This is a genomic window from Peribacillus sp. YIM B13477, assembly GCF_042787955.1.
In the GTDB taxonomy this organism is placed as follows: Bacteria; Bacillota; Bacilli; order Bacillales; family DSM-1321; genus Peribacillus; species Peribacillus frigoritolerans.
In genome coordinates this window covers 1-16,538 of the sequence record NZ_JBHZPD010000001.1, presented here as the reverse complement: position 1 = coordinate 16,538, position 16,538 = coordinate 1, and the positions used below count along the sequence as shown (strand labels likewise).

Annotated in this window: 16 protein-coding genes and 1 riboswitch; of the genes, 1 reads left to right on the top strand and 15 read right to left on the bottom strand. The window is 41.9% G+C overall.

Annotated elements, in window-relative coordinates:
- Positions 1 to 36: 36 nt before the first annotated feature.
- From ACFX4H_RS00080 to ACFX4H_RS00065, 4 genes are all read right to left on the bottom strand, one after another.
- Positions 37 to 501, bottom strand: a complete 465-nt coding sequence (locus tag ACFX4H_RS00080; protein ID WP_063590482.1) for an acyl-CoA thioesterase — start codon at positions 499 to 501, stop codon at positions 37 to 39.
- A gap of 264 nt (positions 502 to 765) precedes the next feature.
- Positions 766 to 1,539 carry a succinate dehydrogenase iron-sulfur subunit gene (sdhB, locus tag ACFX4H_RS00075; RefSeq protein WP_034308984.1) on the bottom strand — a complete coding sequence of 258 codons (774 nt, stop codon included), beginning with the start codon at positions 1,537 to 1,539 and terminating at the stop codon, positions 766 to 768.
- 17 nt (positions 1,540 to 1,556) lie between these two features.
- Positions 1,557 to 3,308 (bottom strand): succinate dehydrogenase flavoprotein subunit, encoded by a 1,752-nt coding sequence (sdhA, locus tag ACFX4H_RS00070; RefSeq protein ID WP_034311432.1) that lies wholly within the window; start codon positions 3,306 to 3,308, stop codon positions 1,557 to 1,559.
- A gap of 70 nt (positions 3,309 to 3,378) precedes the next feature.
- Positions 3,379 to 3,987 (bottom strand): succinate dehydrogenase cytochrome b558 subunit, encoded by a 609-nt coding sequence (locus tag ACFX4H_RS00065; protein ID WP_034308986.1) that lies wholly within the window; start codon positions 3,985 to 3,987, stop codon positions 3,379 to 3,381.
- Positions 3,988 to 4,371: 384 nt separating this feature from the next.
- On the opposite strand from ACFX4H_RS00065, the gene ACFX4H_RS00060 reads away from it, so the two are divergent.
- A complete protein-coding gene (locus tag ACFX4H_RS00060; RefSeq protein ID WP_052137307.1) occupies positions 4,372 to 4,842 on the top strand; it encodes a YslB family protein in 471 nt (156 codons plus the stop codon).
- A gap of 63 nt (positions 4,843 to 4,905) precedes the next feature.
- On the opposite strand, the gene ACFX4H_RS00055 is transcribed toward ACFX4H_RS00060, so the two are convergent.
- The 11 genes from ACFX4H_RS00055 to ACFX4H_RS00005 all read right to left on the bottom strand — a co-directional run.
- Positions 4,906 to 6,138, bottom strand: a complete 1,233-nt coding sequence (locus ACFX4H_RS00055) for an aspartate kinase (RefSeq protein WP_241634805.1) — start codon at positions 6,136 to 6,138, stop codon at positions 4,906 to 4,908.
- 89 nt (positions 6,139 to 6,227) lie between these two features.
- A riboswitch (Lysine riboswitch) is annotated at positions 6,228 to 6,404 on the bottom strand.
- 61 nt (positions 6,405 to 6,465) lie between these two features.
- Complete coding sequence (gene uvrC, locus ACFX4H_RS00050; RefSeq protein ID WP_053535876.1) at positions 6,466 to 8,238, bottom strand: excinuclease ABC subunit UvrC; 1,773 nt, start codon at positions 8,236 to 8,238, stop codon at positions 6,466 to 6,468.
- A 103-nt stretch (positions 8,239 to 8,341) separates the two neighbouring features.
- Positions 8,342 to 8,662 carry a thioredoxin gene (trxA, locus tag ACFX4H_RS00045; RefSeq protein ID WP_328113193.1) on the bottom strand — a complete coding sequence of 107 codons (321 nt, stop codon included), beginning with the start codon at positions 8,660 to 8,662 and terminating at the stop codon, positions 8,342 to 8,344.
- Positions 8,663 to 8,863: 201 nt separating this feature from the next.
- Entirely contained in the window at positions 8,864 to 9,841 is a 978-nt protein-coding gene (locus tag ACFX4H_RS00040; protein ID WP_034308997.1) for an electron transfer flavoprotein subunit alpha/FixB family protein, read from the bottom strand.
- 69 nt (positions 9,842 to 9,910) lie between these two features.
- Complete coding sequence (locus ACFX4H_RS00035) at positions 9,911 to 10,684, bottom strand: electron transfer flavoprotein subunit beta/FixA family protein (protein WP_057276670.1); 774 nt, start codon at positions 10,682 to 10,684, stop codon at positions 9,911 to 9,913.
- Positions 10,685 to 10,806: 122 nt separating this feature from the next.
- Positions 10,807 to 11,580, bottom strand: a complete 774-nt coding sequence (locus ACFX4H_RS00030) for an enoyl-CoA hydratase (RefSeq protein ID WP_034309002.1) — start codon at positions 11,578 to 11,580, stop codon at positions 10,807 to 10,809.
- A 125-nt stretch (positions 11,581 to 11,705) separates the two neighbouring features.
- Complete coding sequence (locus ACFX4H_RS00025; RefSeq protein ID WP_053535880.1) at positions 11,706 to 12,293, bottom strand: fatty acid metabolism transcriptional regulator FadR; 588 nt, start codon at positions 12,291 to 12,293, stop codon at positions 11,706 to 11,708.
- Between the two features lie 202 nt (positions 12,294 to 12,495).
- Entirely contained in the window at positions 12,496 to 14,196 is a 1,701-nt protein-coding gene (locus ACFX4H_RS00020) for a long-chain-fatty-acid--CoA ligase (protein ID WP_063590480.1), read from the bottom strand.
- Positions 14,197 to 14,596: 400 nt separating this feature from the next.
- A complete protein-coding gene (locus ACFX4H_RS00015) occupies positions 14,597 to 15,355 on the bottom strand; it encodes a GNAT family N-acetyltransferase (protein WP_241634808.1) in 759 nt (252 codons plus the stop codon).
- Between the two features lie 210 nt (positions 15,356 to 15,565).
- Positions 15,566 to 15,973 (bottom strand): DUF350 domain-containing protein, encoded by a 408-nt coding sequence (locus ACFX4H_RS00010; protein WP_034309012.1) that lies wholly within the window; start codon positions 15,971 to 15,973, stop codon positions 15,566 to 15,568.
- A gap of 65 nt (positions 15,974 to 16,038) precedes the next feature.
- Positions 16,039 to 16,538: Smr/MutS family protein (locus ACFX4H_RS00005; protein WP_377433379.1), on the bottom strand; the 500-nt coding region annotated here is incomplete at its 5' end.

Here is a 16,538-nt window from a genome sequence, read left to right as displayed (position 1 = left end):
GGAGTGACTCTTTTACTTGTCTAAATGGAAATATTTTCAGGAATGTTCCAGCACAGTATACAACATCGAACGCTTCATGTCTTCCGTCCATGGTACCGGCTTCCCGGTGGCCTTGGACACTTGCACAATCGTCCCCCTGCCCGTTAAACAAATTGAACCATCTTGTTTAGTCCCCATATAGTGTAGCTCCACTGAAGAATTTCCGATATGGTCAGCTTTCACATGGATTGTCAATTGATCATTGAAAAACATCTGCTTAAGGTAATCACACTGTAAATTGGCAACAACCGGCATCTCACCGCATTCAGCCGAGGTCCAATCCTTCATGAACCCCATACTGTTGAAATACTCAATCCGAGCTTCCTCAAAATAAGTAAAAGGAATCGTGTTATTCAAGTGCCCAAACATATCAGTTTCCGAAAAGCGGATCTTAATCTCATGTTTAAAAGAAAAATCATTGATCCACTCCGTTATATTATCGATATATGATATTTTGCCCAACTTGTGCACACCCTTTCTGAATTGAATGACTATTCACTCATTTTATAAGAAAACAACGATAATGAAAAGGATTTTCTATTGAAAGCAGGGTAAATTATCAAGCTCACTTCACAAATCCTTCACAGTTGGCCTGGTGCCAGATTTACACTACAACCCCAGTTATCAATCGTTTATGATTCTCTCGATTCCCAACCAAGTCTGTGTATGTAAAACAATGAAAAAAAGAACCCATATCATAAGATACAGGTTCTTTCATGTTCATGATTAAACTTCATCACTGCCGAAGAAGTTACGGAATTGTTGGATCGTAGTATCACGGTTCAACGCAGCAATCGAAGTCGTTAATGGAATGCCTTTAGGGCAAGACTGCACACAGTTTTGTGAGTTACCGCAGTTTGCAAGTCCTCCATCACCCATGATCGTATTTAAACGTTCAGCTTTGTTCATTGCACCAGTTGGATGTGCATTGAATAAACGAACTTGCGATAATGGTTGTGGCCCAATGAAGTCTGAATTGCTGTTTACGTTCGGACAAGCTTCCAAACATACACCGCAAGTCATACATTTAGATAACTCGTAAGCCCATTGACGTTTCTTTTCTGGCATACGCGGTCCTGGTCCAAGGTTGTACGTTCCATCGATTGGAATCCATGCTTTTACCTTTTTCAATGAGTCGAACATACGGCTGCGATCGACTTGCAGGTCACGAACAACAGGGAATGTACGCATTGGTGCTAGACGAACCGGCTGCTCCAATTGATCGATAAGAGCTGTACATGATTGTCTTGGTTTACCATTGATAACCATTGAACAAGCACCACATACCTCTTCAAGACAGTTCATGTCCCATGCGATTGCTGTAGTGTGCTTACCTTGTACCGTTACTGGATTACGACGAATTTCCATTAGGGCGGAAATTACGTTCATATTCGGACGGTACGCTAATTCGAATTCCTCATCATAAGGAGCTGAATCCGGTGTATCTTGACGAGTGATTATAAAACGGACTGTTTTAGTCTCAGATTTAGTTTCAACCATTTTTTTGCTCCCCCTCTTTAGTGTTTCGTAGTGTAGTCACGTTTACGCGGTGCGATCAGTGATACATCAATATCTTCATAATGGAATTCAGGTGCTTGATCCAAGCCTTTGAATGTTGCCATAGTAGTTTTCATGAATTCCTCATCATTACGTTCTGGGAAATCAGGTTTGTAATGCGCTCCGCGGCTTTCATCACGGTTTAACGCACCAATTGTGATTACACGGGCCAATTGCATCATGTTTTGCAGCTGTCTAGTGAATGCAGCTCCTTGGTTACTCCATTTTGCCGTGTCATTGATGTTAATTTTCTTGTAACGTTCCATCAGCTCAAGAATCTTGTTATCCGTTTCTTTAAGCTTGTCATTGTAACGAACTACAGTAACATGCTGAGTCATCCACTCACCAAGTTCTTTGTGAAGGATGTACGCATTTTCGTTACCATCAAGAGACATGACTTCATTCCATTTCTCTTGTTCTTGTTTTTCGTACCCTTCATACAATGAAGAAGGAATGGATTCTGAAGTTTTAGCAAGGCCTTCAATATATTTAACGGCATTCGGTCCAGCGACTGAACCACCATAGATTGCAGAAAGAAGTGAGTTGGCACCAAGACGGTTACCGCCATGTTGTGAATAATCGCACTCACCTGCAGCGAATAAACCTTTGATGTTAGTCATTTGGTCATAATCCACCCAAAGTCCGCCCATGGAATAGTGAACGGCAGGGAAAATTTTCATTGGAACTTTACGAGGATCTTCACCCATGAATTTCTCGTAGATTTCAATGATTCCGCCAAGTTTAATATCAAGTAATTTAGGATCTTTATGTGATAGATCCAGGTAAACCATGTTTTCACCATTAATGCCAAGCTTCATGTTCATACATACGTCGAAGATTTCACGAGTCGCGATATCACGAGGTACTAGATTACCATAAGCAGGGTATTTTTCTTCAAGGAAATACCAAGGTTTCCCGTCTTTATATGTCCAGATACGTCCACCTTCACCACGAGCGGATTCACTCATTAGACGAAGTTTGTCATCGCCAGGGATTGCTGTCGGGTGAATTTGAATGAACTCACCATTAGCATAATTAACACCTTGCTGATAAACGATTGATGCTGCTGAACCTGTATTGATCATTGAGTTCGTTGATTTACCGAAAATGATTCCAGGGCCGCCGCTCGCCATGATGACTGCGTCTCCAGGGAATGATTTGATTTCCATTGAAGTCAGGTTTTGTGCTACGATACCGCGTGCTGTTTGCTCATCATCGATAACAGCTCCAAGGAATTCCCAGCCTTCATATTTCGTTACAAGGCCTTCAACTTCATAACGGCGAACCTGCTCGTCCAATGCGTAAAGTAATTGCTGACCAGTTGTTGCACCAGCGAATGCTGTACGGCTATGTTGAGTACCACCGAAACGACGGAAATCAAGAAGACCTTCCGGAGTACGGTTGAACATAACACCCATACGGTCAAACATATGAATGATTGATGGTGCTGCTTCGCACATCGCTTTAACCGGCGGTTGGTTAGCCAAGAAATCCCCGCCATAAACTGTATCGTCGAAGTGGATATATGGAGAATCCCCTTCACCTTTTGTATTTACTGCCCCGTTGATTCCGCCTTGGGCACAAACTGAGTGAGAGCGTTTAACAGGCACTAAAGAAAATAAATCAACCTGTTGTCCCAGCTCTGCTGCTTTGATCGTAGCCATTAATCCAGCTAGACCTCCACCAACGATAACTATTTTACCTTTACCCAATTCTGTCACTCCCTTATTTCCATTAGCCAAGCTATGTTTTTCCTAATTCTTATAAATGAACTCTATCTTCTTATACGAATGCGAAAATTGCGCTGATTCCGATATAAGAAAGAAGAACGAAAACGATCAATGTAAAGTAAGTCATGATTCTTTGCGATCTTGGTGAAACTGTAAGACCCCAGCTCACAGCAAATGACCATAATCCATTAGCAAAGTGGAAGATTGCCGAGATAATACCAACAATATAGAACACAATCATGAATGGACTAGAGAAAATCTCTGCCATCATGTCAAAGTTAACTTCAGCACCCATAGCTGCTTGGATTCTAGTTGCCCATATATGCCAAACAAGGAAAATCAACGTTATGATTCCAGTTAGGCGTTGTAGCATGAACATCCAGTTACGGAAGAAACTAAATCTGCCTAAATTGTTTTTTGCTGTAAAGGCAATATAGATTCCGTACACAGCATGGAAAATGAGCGGTAGATAGATGACGACCCATTCTACCAAAATCTTCACGGGCGTATACTCAATTAAATGAACTGCCCCATTAAAAGTTTCTTCTCCTTTTGTTGCCATAAAGTTTACAGATAAATGAAAAATTAGGAATAGACCAATTGGAATTACTCCTAGAAGTGAATGAAGCCTGCGATTCCCAAACTCACGATTTTTTGCCACTAAGTGCCCCCCCTTAATTTGTGAAAAATCATGCAAAGATAAACTGGTGGCTACCTTTTATCTCCGCGTGAAAATACAGTATAGAGTCAAAAAAACTCCTCTATACTTCCTTTACAATTATGTGACATGTCCATTTTACTCCTGACTTCTATGTGCGTCAAGAAAACGGATACAAGAAATCTCTTTTTCAGAATAGATTTTATTGGATTATATTGGGTATTTTTTGTTTGTCAAGATGATATTTTGAATAAATTTCTAATTTAACTATTAATATCTCGGTATAATTTCTCATTTTTTTCCAAATGTGATTTAAATAAATAAAAAACAGTATAATTTGCAAAAGAAATACGTTTATAATAGATTTACAGAAAGAGGCGATAAATTATGAAAAAAAATATTGCTGCTGCGATAGAAGAAGAGATTCAAACGGAAGAAATTCAAACTGAGGAATTCCTAGTTCCAGCTTTCGGATACGAATTAATCAGAGAAGTTCTATTGAACGATATTCTTGGAAAAGACTCTAATCAAATCCTCTATTGGGCAGGTAAACAATTAGCAAGAAAATTCCCATTGAATGGCGATCAGGAAGTGATTGAATTTTTCCAAAGCGCTGGATGGGGCAATCTGGAAATCTTGAAGTATACGAAACACCAGATGGAATTATCCCTGACAGGTAAAATAATCAGCCGCCGCTTGGATTTACACCCTGATTGTCACTTCCAACTTGAAGCCGGTTTCCTTGCCGAGCAGTTTACACTGCAAAAAAAATTCCTCAGCGAATCAACGGAAGAAATCAAACGCCGCGCAAAAAAAGTGATATTCACCATCCAATGGGATCCCAGAGATCCAATCTAATGAGCCCTGAAAACAGACTTACCCTTTTTACCGGAAGTCTGTTTTTTATTGGACTCCTGACACTTAAGCTAGCACATTTGCATGCTGACCAAGTTTAAATGCTTCATGAAGGGATTCAACCGCCTTCACCATTTCCTTTTCATTGACGACGGTCGAAACTTTAATTTCCGATGTGCTGACCATTTTCACCTGGATGCCTGTATTGGCCATCACTTCAAACATTTCGGCAGCCACTCCCGGATTGGATACCATACCAGAACCGACGATGGACACTTTGGCCAATCCGCTCTCCGTTTCGACCCGGTCGAATCCCAATTGATCTTTATTATTTTCCAGCACGATCAAGGCCGCTTCCGTATCTTCACTTTTTGTGGAAAAAGATAGATTCGTCGTATCCTCGGCAGTCATGCTTTGAATGATGATGTCCACATTGATCCGGTTTTTCGCAAGCGTCGTGAAGATCGTGGATAATGCACCAAGTGATTGGGGCAAACCATATATTGTGACCCTCGTAATACTGTCTTCAAAAGCAATGCCGCGTACAATTAAGTTTTCTTCCATAGTTGCTTCCTCCTCAATGATCGTACCTGATTCTCTCTCCATGCTTGAACGGACTTCAAGCGGAATTTGATAATTTTTTGCATATTCGACAGCCCTTGGGTGAAGGACGCCCGCCCCCAGGTTGGCAAGTTCCAGCATTTCATCGTAAGAAATGGATTGGAGTTTTCGCGCGCCTTTTATGTAGCGTGGGTCCGTTGTGAATACACCCGTTACATCTGTATAAATATCGCATCTATCCGCATTAAGCGCTGCTGCGATGGCAACTGCCGTCGTATCGGAACCGCCTCGCCCTAAGGTAGTGATTTCCCCATTTGCATCGTTACCCTGGAAACCGGCTACGACCACTATTTTCTTCTCCTCAAGCTGGGCTTGGATCCTCGTGGCATCGATGTTTAAAATCCGGGCATTCCCATGAACGGATTCCGTTTGCATGCCAGCCTGCCAGCCGGTATACGAAATGGCTTCATGTCCTTCTTCAATCAATGCCATCGTTAACAGGGAAATCGTTACCTGTTCCCCAGTCGTCAATAGCATATCCATTTCCCTCTTGCTCGGGGATCCGGAAATATCACACGCCATGGAAACCAATTGGTCCGTTGTTTTCCCCATAGCTGAAACAACGACGACAACCTCATTTCCTTTCTCCGCTTCCTCGATTACCCGATTGGCAACATTTTTGATTTTTTCTACGCTACCGACGGATGTTCCGCCGAATTTTTGAACGATTAATGCCATCCTCATGCACCCTCTCTACTTTTTAGGCAATAAAAAAAGCAATGAGAAATATCTCATTGCTGTGGTCACATATCTTAATACTGTAATCACAGTGAGATAGCTCTCCAGGGTATAAACCCTGACAATCCGCCATTTCTTAAATGTCGGACCAGGAGGACAAGGTATGAGTCTTGTCTTCCTTCGGCGGCGTCCCCTTTCAAAACCTTTCATGGAAGCTCATACTTCTCCAGGTTTTTACTCTTGAATTCCGCACCTCTATCAGCACTTTTAAGTTGTCTAGTTAAAAATTCCTTTTAATCATAGCATAGAGATTTATCAGTAGCAAGATTATTCTTGTAATTTTCTAACGATTCCCTCGGCTACCCCTTTTGGCATGCCAGCTTCCATGATTTCCTCGGCCGTCGCCTCTTTGATTTTCTTCAATGATCCAAAATGCCTTAATAATTGCTTCCTTCGCTTTTCCCCGACTCCTGGAATATCATCAAGCTGGGAGTGAACCGCATTTTTCCCGCGTAGCTGGCGATGAAACGTAATCGCGAACCGATGCACTTCATCCTGAATTCTTTGCAATAGGTAAAATTCCTGGCTCCTTGAATCAAGAGGTACAAGTTCAAGCGGATTTCCGATCATCAATTGCGAGGTCCTATGCTTTTCATCCTTAATGAGGCCTGAAAGTGGAATATCCAAGCCTAATTCATTTTCCAGAATATCCCGTACCGCTTCGACATGTCCCTTTCCGCCATCAATGATGATCAAGTCCGGAAGCGGCAGCCCTTCTTTCAATACTCGTGAATACCTTCTTCTGACCACTTCCCGCATCGATTCATAATCATCAGGTCCCTGGACCGTCTTGATCTTATATTTTCGGTACTCTCTTTTTTCCGGCTTCCCATCAATGAACACGACTAAAGCGGAAACGGGGTCACTTCCCTGAATATTGGAGTTATCGAAAGCTTCAATTCGATGCGGGGTGTAAATACCCAATTGTTTCCCAAGGTTTTCCACCGCATTGATCGTTCTTTCTTCATCCCTCTCAATCAAAGAGAATTTTTCCTGAAGGGCGATGGAGGCATTTTTATTCGCCAATTTAAGCATGTCTTTTTTCGCTCCCCGTTTCGGGTGAATCGTTTTGACACCAAGCAGCCCTTCCGCCATTTCGGCATCCACAGATTCAGGCAGCAAGATTTCCTTTGGTTTAAAGTGGTTCGTAATCTCGTAAAACTGACCGAGGAATGTAAGAAGTTCCTGTTCGGGTTCATCGTAGACCGGAAAAAGCGAAACATCCCTTTCTATCAATTTACCCTGCCGGACAAAAAATACCTGAACGCACATCCAGCCTTTATCATAGGCAAAGCCAAATACATCCCTGTCGATGAAATCGGTCGTCATCATTTTCTGCTTCTCCATCGTAATATCGATATGGGCAATCTTGTCACGAAACTCCTTGGCCCTCTCGAAATCGAGTTCTTCCGATGCCTCCAGCATTTTTTCAGTCAGTTCTTTTTTTATTTCAGTATGCCCGCCGTTCAAGAACCGGTTGATATCATCGACCATTTTTTTATATTCCTGTTCCTCTACATCATATACACATGGGGCCAGGCACTGACCAAGGTGATAGTAGAGACAAACGCGATCCGGTAACGTATTGCATTTTCTTAGGGGATAGATGCGGTCGAGCAATTTTTTCGTTTCGTTAGCTGCAAATGCATTCGGATAAGGACCGAAATATTTCCCTTTGTCTTTTTTGACTTTTCGCGTAATGATTAGACGCGGGTGGCGTTCCGCAGTCAGCTTGATGAAAGGATACGTCTTATCATCCTTTAGCATGACATTATATTTTGGGTCATGTTTTTTGATTAAGTTCAACTCTAAAATAAGAGCCTCGATATTGGAAGAGGTGACAATGTATTCGAAATCCTCAATCTCGTTCACGAGTCGAAATGTTTTACCATCGTGAGATCCCGTAAAATAAGAACGGACACGATTTTTCAACACCTTCGCTTTGCCTACATATATGATCGTTCCCTGACGATCTTTCATTAAATAACAACCTGGTTGATCGGGAAGAAGGGCAAGTTTATTCTTTATTTGTTGATTCATGCATTCAGCCTCCTGTTCTCCCTTTTTTACAATCATTATATATCAAGATAGCGAAAAAAGCTTCAAGTCCGCAGACTTGAAGCTTTTTTTAGCTATCTTACTATTACGCGTGTTTTGCAATAAGTTCAGCAAGTGCTTCTTTAGGTTGGAAACCAACAACCTTATCGACCACTTCACCGTCTTTAAGGACGATTAATGTCGGGATGCTCATCACACCGAATTTTCCAGCTGTTTCTTGGTTTTCATCTACATCCACTTTTACGATTTTTGCTGTATCGCCAATTTCAGTATCAAGCTCTTGAAGAACAGGAGCGATCATTTTACAAGGTCCACACCATGGAGCCCAAAAGTCTACAAGAACGACACCTTCGCTAGTATCTGTTGTGAAAGTTTGGTCAGTTGCATTTACAATAGCCATATATATTTCCTCCTCAAATTTACTCAAATAACTAAAAACAGTATACCACTGTTGCTCAAAACGATGCTAATATTTTGCTTCAGTGGTAGGATGTCCAAAAAAAAAGTAACTATGCAGGCAAAAAAACCTCCCCATTAGCGCAAACAAAGGGGCAAGACATGTATCGGCTTATGCCGAATGTCTTGCCCCTCATCTGTATTATTTCTATTACGCGTTAACTTTAAGTTTTTTGAATTCTTCCGTAAGTAATGGAACGACTTCGAAAAGATCTCCGACAATTCCATAATCAGCTACATTGAATATGTTAGCTTCCGGGTCTTTATTGATGGCAACAATAACCTTGGAGTTGGACATTCCCGCTAAATGCTGGATCGCACCGGAAATTCCGCAGGCGATATAAAGGTCAGGTGTTACGACTTTACCCGTTTGTCCGATTTGTAATGAGTAATCGCAATAGTCTGCATCACATGCTCCCCGGGAAGCTCCTACCGCTCCTCCAAGAACCTGTGCCAGTTCCTTTAATGGTTCAAAACCATCTTCACTTTTCACGCCACGGCCGCCCGCGATGATTACTTTCGCTTCTGAAAGGTCGACCCCTTCACTGGCTTTTCTAACAACATCCTTAATGATTGTCCGTAAGTCCTTAATATCCACACTTAATGTAGAAACATCACCAGAGCGGGACTCATCTTTCGCTAATGGTTCGATATTGTTCGGACGGATTGTCGCGAAAATCACGCCAGCTGTAACAATTTTCTTTTCAAATGCTTTACCAGAATATATCGGGCGGGTGAAAACGATATTTCCACCTTCTTCTTCAATGGATGTAACGTCGGAAATCAATCCTGATTCAAGTTTTCCAGCCAATTTAGGTGCAAGGTCTTTTCCTAAGGCTGTATGTCCAAAGAAAATTCCTTCCGGCTTTTCCTGCTCGATGACGGCAAGCAAGCTTTGCGCATATCCATCTGAAGTATATTGTTTCAATTGATCATTTTCGACTGCAATAACCCGGTCTGCACCATACTGGATCAATTCATCACCGAAATTCTGAACACTGTCACCAACTAAAACACCAACGATTTCCCCGCCATCCGCTGCAAGCTTAGCCGCACCGATAGCTTCAAATGATACATTTCTTAGTGAACCATCACGAACTTCGCCCAATACAAGAAACTTTCTAGCCATTTATAAAAACCTCCTGTGCTCTATTTTTCTTTTTGTCGTGTGTTGTTGTTTTGAGATGTACCGTTTCGATTAAATCACTTTTGCTTCACTGCGTAATAACTGAACAAGCTCGGTAACTTGAGCACTGATTTCCCCGTCCAAAACTTTTCCAGCTTCTTTTTTAGCAGGAAGGTAAATTTCAATCGTTTTTGTTTTGGCCTCAACATCGTCCTCTTCCAAATCCAGGTCATCCAATTCCAATTCTTCAAGCGGTTTTTTCTTTGCCTTCATGATTCCTGGCAATGAAGGATAACGTGGCTCATTTAGCCCTTGTTGCGCTGTCACCAATAATGGAAGAGAGGCTTCGATCGTTTCAGAGTCCCCTTCGACATCACGGATAACGCTTACATTTCCATTTTCTATGTCCAATTTAGTAATGGTTGTAATATAAGGAATTCCCAAAATTTCGGCAACGCGTGGTCCCACTTGACCAGAGCCGCCATCGATTGCAACGTTCCCTGCAATGATTAGATCCGCATTTTTATCTTTTAAGTATTCGCCAATAATTTTGGCAGTCGTGAATTGGTCGCCATTTTCTATGTCGTCTTCTATATTTATCAATACAGCTTTGTCAGCACCCATTGCCAGCGCTGTGCGTAATTGCTTTTCTGCCTCTTCTGTTCCGACAGAAATAACCGTTACTTCGCCGCCTTGTGCATCACGCACCTGGATTGCTTCTTCAACTGCATACTCATCGTATGGATTAATGATGAATTCTGCCCCATCCTCATTGATTTTCCCGTTGGATAGTGTAATTTTTTCTTCTGTATCAAATGTTCTTTTCAGCAGTACATAAATGTTCACGATAATACCTCCCGAATAATTTGAGTTTTGAAGATTATGAATTTTATTGATATATAGTAATGTTCTACAGGTTTCACCAAAATCCTGCATGATATATAAAAATAGTTATTTAAACCGAAACATCATTTCCCTTTGAATACAGCTTCCCTTTTTTCAATAAAAGCGGCGATTCCTTCTTGTGCATCGGCAGTATCGAAAGCCTGGCCAAAGAGGGCAGCTTCCCTTTCCACACCTTTATGGTAGGAATCATGCTTGGAATAATTCAATAACTCAATGGCCGACTTTAATGCCAGTGGGCTCTTCTTGGCAATTTTATTGGCTAGATCCTTAGCTTTTGGAATCAGTTCTTCATCCGTGAAGGCATGATTCGCCAATCCGCATTGCACAGCTTCTGTGCCTGAAATCGGTTCACTTGTAAACAGCATTTCAGCTGCCTTTGCCATGCCTACGTAACGAGGAAGACGTTGGGTCCCAGCAAATCCGGGGATTAAGCCCAACTGCAGCTCAGGCAAACCAAGTTTAGCCCTTTCGGTGACTAAGCGGATGTGGCAGGCCATAGCCAGCTCCAATCCTCCGCCAAGCGCCGCTCCATGGATGGCTGCAATGACCGGTTTTGGAAAAGATTCGATTTTCTCAAATACAGATTGACCATTCTTGGTCAGCTTCTCGAAAGCTTTCCCGTTTTTCACTTCCGTAAACTCTTTAATGTCCGCTCCTGCAGAGAAGAATCTTCCTTCACCATGAAGAAGGACAACCCGTACGGCCTCGTCTTTCCCAATTTGATCGAATGCCTGTGAAAGCTCTCCGATGATAGCCGAAGAAAGTGCATTTGCTGGTGCATGATCAATCGTTATAAAAGCCACATGATTTTCGACAGAAAGCTTAAGATATTCCATATCAATCCCTCCAGGCATGATAGTCAAACTTTTTTGATAATTCTCTATGTATCACTTCCAGTTAAAGCTGGAAGTTGAATTAACCGATTCTTTCGAGGATGGCTAGCCATCCTCTATTTAAATCGTTAACTTTTCAGGCCACAGCCGCCAATCAGCAGGCGGTGAACGTCTGGTGCAAGGTCAGGAAGCGAATACTTTTGCTCATTCATGACCCAAGTCGTCACAGTTTCATCAATCGTTCCAAAAATCATCTGCCTGGCAAGTAAATTATTTAAATCAGGCAGGAATTCGCCGTTCTCTTTTCCTTCTATAATGATCTGATCGATTAAATTTAAATACCCTCTTAACACATCATTAATCCTAAGGCGCAATTCTTTATTCGACTGTCTTAATTCCAACTGAGTGACAATTGCTAAATTCACGTCTTCTGAAAGGTTTTGAAAATGTTTTTGGATGAGCACATGCAGTTTTTCCGAAGCAGTGGTCTTTCCTTTTATCTCTTCTTCGATCTGTTCCACAAAATAGCCCATCTTTTCATGGAATAATGATATTAGGATATCTTCTTTATTTTTAAAATAAAGATAAATGGTGCCATCCGCTACGCCTGCCTGTTTGGCGATTTTGGATACTTGGGCTTGATAGTAACCGTTTTGGGCAATGACAATAACGGCCGCATCAATAATTTGATTATACTTTGGTCTGTTGCTTTTCACTGGATGTCCCCTTTCAGAAAAATGAATGAACCATCATTCATATTTCTATCATAAAATGACGACCCTTTACTGTCAAGCAAAACCTTATATAAGGCTCCTGACATTTCACTTCTGTTCATTGTACAGCCACCATCCATAGCTTGTCCAGCTGTTCTGCAAAACGGAGCCCTCTTCCGCTGCTCCGTTTAAAGGGGGTGCTTGTTTAAGCTTCTTTTCTTTCCTCGGATAATTTTTTCTTTTCTTCCTCGATAAGGACTCTTCTCAGGATCTTCCCTATCGTCGTTTTAGGAAGTTCATCCCTGAATTCATAGCTTCGCGGCACCTTATACGAAGCCAGGTTCTTTCTGGCAAATTCATTCAATTCCTCTTCAGTGACCCTGGCATTTTTTTTCAGGACGACATAGGCCTTGACGGTCTCTCCTCGATAAGGGTCAGGGATGCCTGCCACAACTACTTCCTGTATGGCCTCATGCTCGTATAGCACCTCTTCCACCTCACGTGGATATATATTGAAACCGCCTGCAATGATTGTATCCTTTTTCCTCTCGACGACATAAAAGAACCCCTGCTCATCCATATAACCCAGATCGCCAGTAAGCAGCCAGCCATTTTTAAAGGTTTTTTCCGTTTCATCCGGACGGTTCCAATAACCTTTCATTACCTGTGGTCCTTTTATGGCAATCTCGCCTATTTCATTCGGAGGAAGCTCTTCATTGGATTCCAGGGACAGAATCGCCGAGTCAGTGTCCGGCCACGGCAGTCCAACGCTTCCTTTTACACGCGGCTGATCCCAAATGAAGTTAGCATGTGTCACAGGTGAGGTTTCTGAAAGTCCATAGCCTTCAACAAGCTTCCCGCCGGTAATTTTCTCAAACTGCTCTTGAACCTCTAAGGGCAATGATGCAGAACCGCTAATACAGGCATTGATGGAAGAAAGATCATATTTAGCGATATCCGGATGGTTCAAGAGGCCGATATACATCGTTGGCGCTCCTGGAAACATGGTCGGTTTCTGTTTTTGGATGGTTTTAAGCGTCGCTTCGACATCAAACTTCGGCATGATGATCATGGTGTTCCCTTCCATGACGGAAAGAACCAAGACCGTAGTCATACCGTACACATGGAAGAAAGGCAGAATCGCAAGGATCCTTTCCTCACCGCGCTTATTTTTATAAAGCCATGCATTGCACATTTTCGTATTTGCCAGCAAGTTCTTATGAGTAAGCATGACCCCTTTGGGAAAGCCAGTTGTCCCACCTGTATATTGCAAAAGGGCAAGGTCATTATTGACATCGATCGGCACAGTGTCGACTTCTTCAGTGATCTTTCGTTTCATGATTTCGGAAAATAAATGATGATTCCCTTCATGCTCCACATTGATGACAATGCCGTATTGCTTTTTTTGAATAAAAGGATAGATAAGATTTTTCGGGAAAGGTAAATATTCCTTGATAGCGGTTACAATTATATGTTCTATATCCGTTCTTGATGCCACTGCAGAAACACGGGGAAATAAAATATCCATCACTAAAATCATTTTCGCTCCGGAATCTTTCATTTGATATTCTAATTCACGTTCAGTATAGGTTGGGTTCGTTTGAACCACGACTCCTCCGGCCATCAATATCCCAAAAAAGCTTATGACACCCTGAGGGCAGTTAGGAAGCATGACGGCAACGCGTTCGCCTTTTTGAAGTCCGATACTTTTTAAATAGGCTGCAAACTTTAAAGCAGATTCATGTACTTCCCGGAAAGTTAATTCTTTTCCCTGGAAATGAATCGATACTTTATCAGGGAATTCTTCGGCTGATTCCTTCAAAAAAGAATAAAGAGGTTTATCTTCGTACGACAAAACAGCGGGTATCTGTTCCGGATAAATAGCTTGCCATGGCTTATTGCTCATTTGCCCCCTCCTTCTGAATATTCTCAATACTCTTAATCATTATAATACAATCGGGATTTTCTTACAATTGCCGAATTTCAGAGTATAAAGGCCTTACGATGAAAAGCTGAATAGTATATATGTCCCATTCCAACTACAGGGAATGTCGGAATGGGACATATATAAAGGGAAACAAAAAAAGGAGTTGGCTATACTCCTTTCAGTCAGAAATCCGCTCCCTTTTGCCGACTGCGTGCCGAGGGCCGACCGCCCGCGGAAAGCGAGTGCCTGGAGTGGAAATCAACGCTCAAATTTTACAACCCCTCAAGAAAAAAACATAAAGGATATGCAAATTTCCTTTAAGATCACAGATCGGGGAGAGCATTCCGATCCCTTTTGTCGTCCACTGAAAAGAGGCGTTCTACTTCTTGGTTTTAATTCTATACCAATACTTATACTTTTCTTCAAACCCCAATTTTCCGTATAAGCTTAAAGCAGGTGCGTTCGTTTCTATCACCTGAAGATAAGCATTTTTTGCTCCATTTTCTTTACCCCAATTCAATAGATTACGAACGAGAATTGCACCATTGCCTTGGTTTCGAAAGTTTTCATGGGTAATGATATTGTACAGGCCTATGTATTCGTCTTCCAAAACACCCAGTCCACTTGCTGTAACGGTTCCACCTTCATCAGTCAACAGCATAAAGCATGTTTTTGGAATGATATTCCCTAACATCTTTTTCAGGATGGTTTGATCATGATCATCAATATTACTTAGCAGGCAGAAATCGTGAAACCATTCATCATGTAAATGATCATACTTTATGACATTGGTTTCATTCGGTGACTCTGTATCTGCCAAATTCAATACCTGGACACTTGTTGTTCCTTCAAGGGCATACCCAGACTCTTCCAGCACACGATCCAAGTTGATAGGGTTTGCCTGTGGAGTCACTTTGTACACGGCCTTATCATTCCTTGCAAAATATAATTGTTCACAATTCGAAATTTTCTTTTTCACATTTTCATTCGATGGATAGATGGGGGTGATGGAATTCGCCCTTTTCGTATATCCATCCGCAAATCGGATAACCCATCCATCATAGATTTGCGTTTGCATGGCGGGTAAAGCATTCAGCGATAATTCTTCAATCTTCTGTATCCATTTGGACTGATCCATATTCCACCTTCTCTTCAAAAGTCTATTTGACCATTATTATTATACATGGCCCCCCATTTTTTTTAATAGAACCAAATAAAAGAAGCGGCACACTGGCCGCTTCAGTTGAACAATGTCATATAAATGATTCCAAACAGAAAAAAGATTCCGCAACAAACAATTAAGACTTTTGCAAGTTTCTCCACAGCTTACTCCCTCTCATGAAGGGCATTAAGAAATTCCGGCGCCGATGACAAAAGATAATGCGATTGATATGATCATCGATAGGAATCCAACTGCCCGATTATCTTTTTGTATTTCTTCATCTATTTTAAATCCAGGAGTCATAAATTCAAAAATGAAATAACCGATCAACAGCAGGACAAAACCGTAGACGCCCCAGCCAATCATGGTAAGAAGCGAATTCTGATGGAGAATGGACTGTTGGAATACATAGGCGATCCCAAAAATTTTACCACCTGTTGCCAACGCGACAGAAAGGTTTCCCTGTTTGATCTCCTCCCAGTTCTTGTACTTTGTGACAAGTTCAAAAATGGCTAAAAAAACAATCATGCACAGAATAACGACACTGTAACGAGCAGCTATATATACATATTCATTTTCCCACATATTCTCCATGGTCCAACTCCCGAATGGTAACTAGCCACCCGGCTTGGCTGAATTGCCGGAATGACCGCTTTCCTTTATTTAAATTCCACCACCGTAACACCTGTTCCGCCTTCACCGGCTTCGCCAAAGCGAATCCTTTTGACAGAGCGGTGATTTTTCAGGTATTCCTGTACCCCGGACCGAAGAGCACCCGTCCCTTTACCATGAATGATGGAGACACTCGAATAACCGGCCAAAAGAGCATCATCAACGTATTTTTCCACTCTTGATATGGCATTTTCAAAGCGTTCTCCACGAAGGTCAAGTTCGACGCTAACGTGATAATCGCGGCCTTTGATCGTGGTAAGCGGCTTTGTTTCTTTTACTTTTGTGCTCTTGATGAATTCCAGGTCAGACTCCTTCACTTTCATTTTCATGATGCCGATCTGAACCTGCCATTCATTATTTGAGACCTTCTCAATCAAGTGACCTTTTTGACCAAAGCTTACGACCTTTACTTCATCTCCAGGTTTTAAGCTTTTATCCAGCGGCCTCGCAGCTTTATTTGTTGTTTTTTTCACTTTAGGCGCTGCTT

Excerpts from the sequence above, each read along its gene's own strand:
- ACFX4H_RS00040 (WP_034308997.1), bottom strand. The coding sequence starts at position 9,841 with ATGGCTAGAAAGTTTCTTGTATTGGGCGAAGTTCGTGATGGTTCACTA.
- ACFX4H_RS00060 (WP_052137307.1), top strand. The coding sequence starts at position 4,372 with ATGAAAAAAAATATTGCTGCTGCGATAGAAGAAGAGATTCAAACGGAA.
- ACFX4H_RS00055 (WP_241634805.1), bottom strand. The coding sequence starts at position 6,138 with ATGGCATTAATCGTTCAAAAATTCGGCGGAACATCCGTCGGTAGCGTA.
- ACFX4H_RS00010 (WP_034309012.1), bottom strand. The coding sequence starts at position 15,973 with ATGGAGAATATGTGGGAAAATGAATATGTATATATAGCTGCTCGTTAC.
- ACFX4H_RS00015 (WP_241634808.1), bottom strand. The coding sequence starts at position 15,355 with ATGGATCAGTCCAAATGGATACAGAAGATTGAAGAATTATCGCTGAAT.
- uvrC (WP_053535876.1), bottom strand. The coding sequence starts at position 8,238 with ATGAATCAACAAATAAAGAATAAACTTGCCCTTCTTCCCGATCAACCA.
- ACFX4H_RS00020 (WP_063590480.1), bottom strand. The coding sequence starts at position 14,196 with ATGAGCAATAAGCCATGGCAAGCTATTTATCCGGAACAGATACCCGCT.
- ACFX4H_RS00030 (WP_034309002.1), bottom strand. The coding sequence starts at position 11,580 with ATGGAATATCTTAAGCTTTCTGTCGAAAATCATGTGGCTTTTATAACG.
- sdhB (WP_034308984.1), bottom strand. The coding sequence starts at position 1,539 with ATGGTTGAAACTAAATCTGAGACTAAAACAGTCCGTTTTATAATCACT.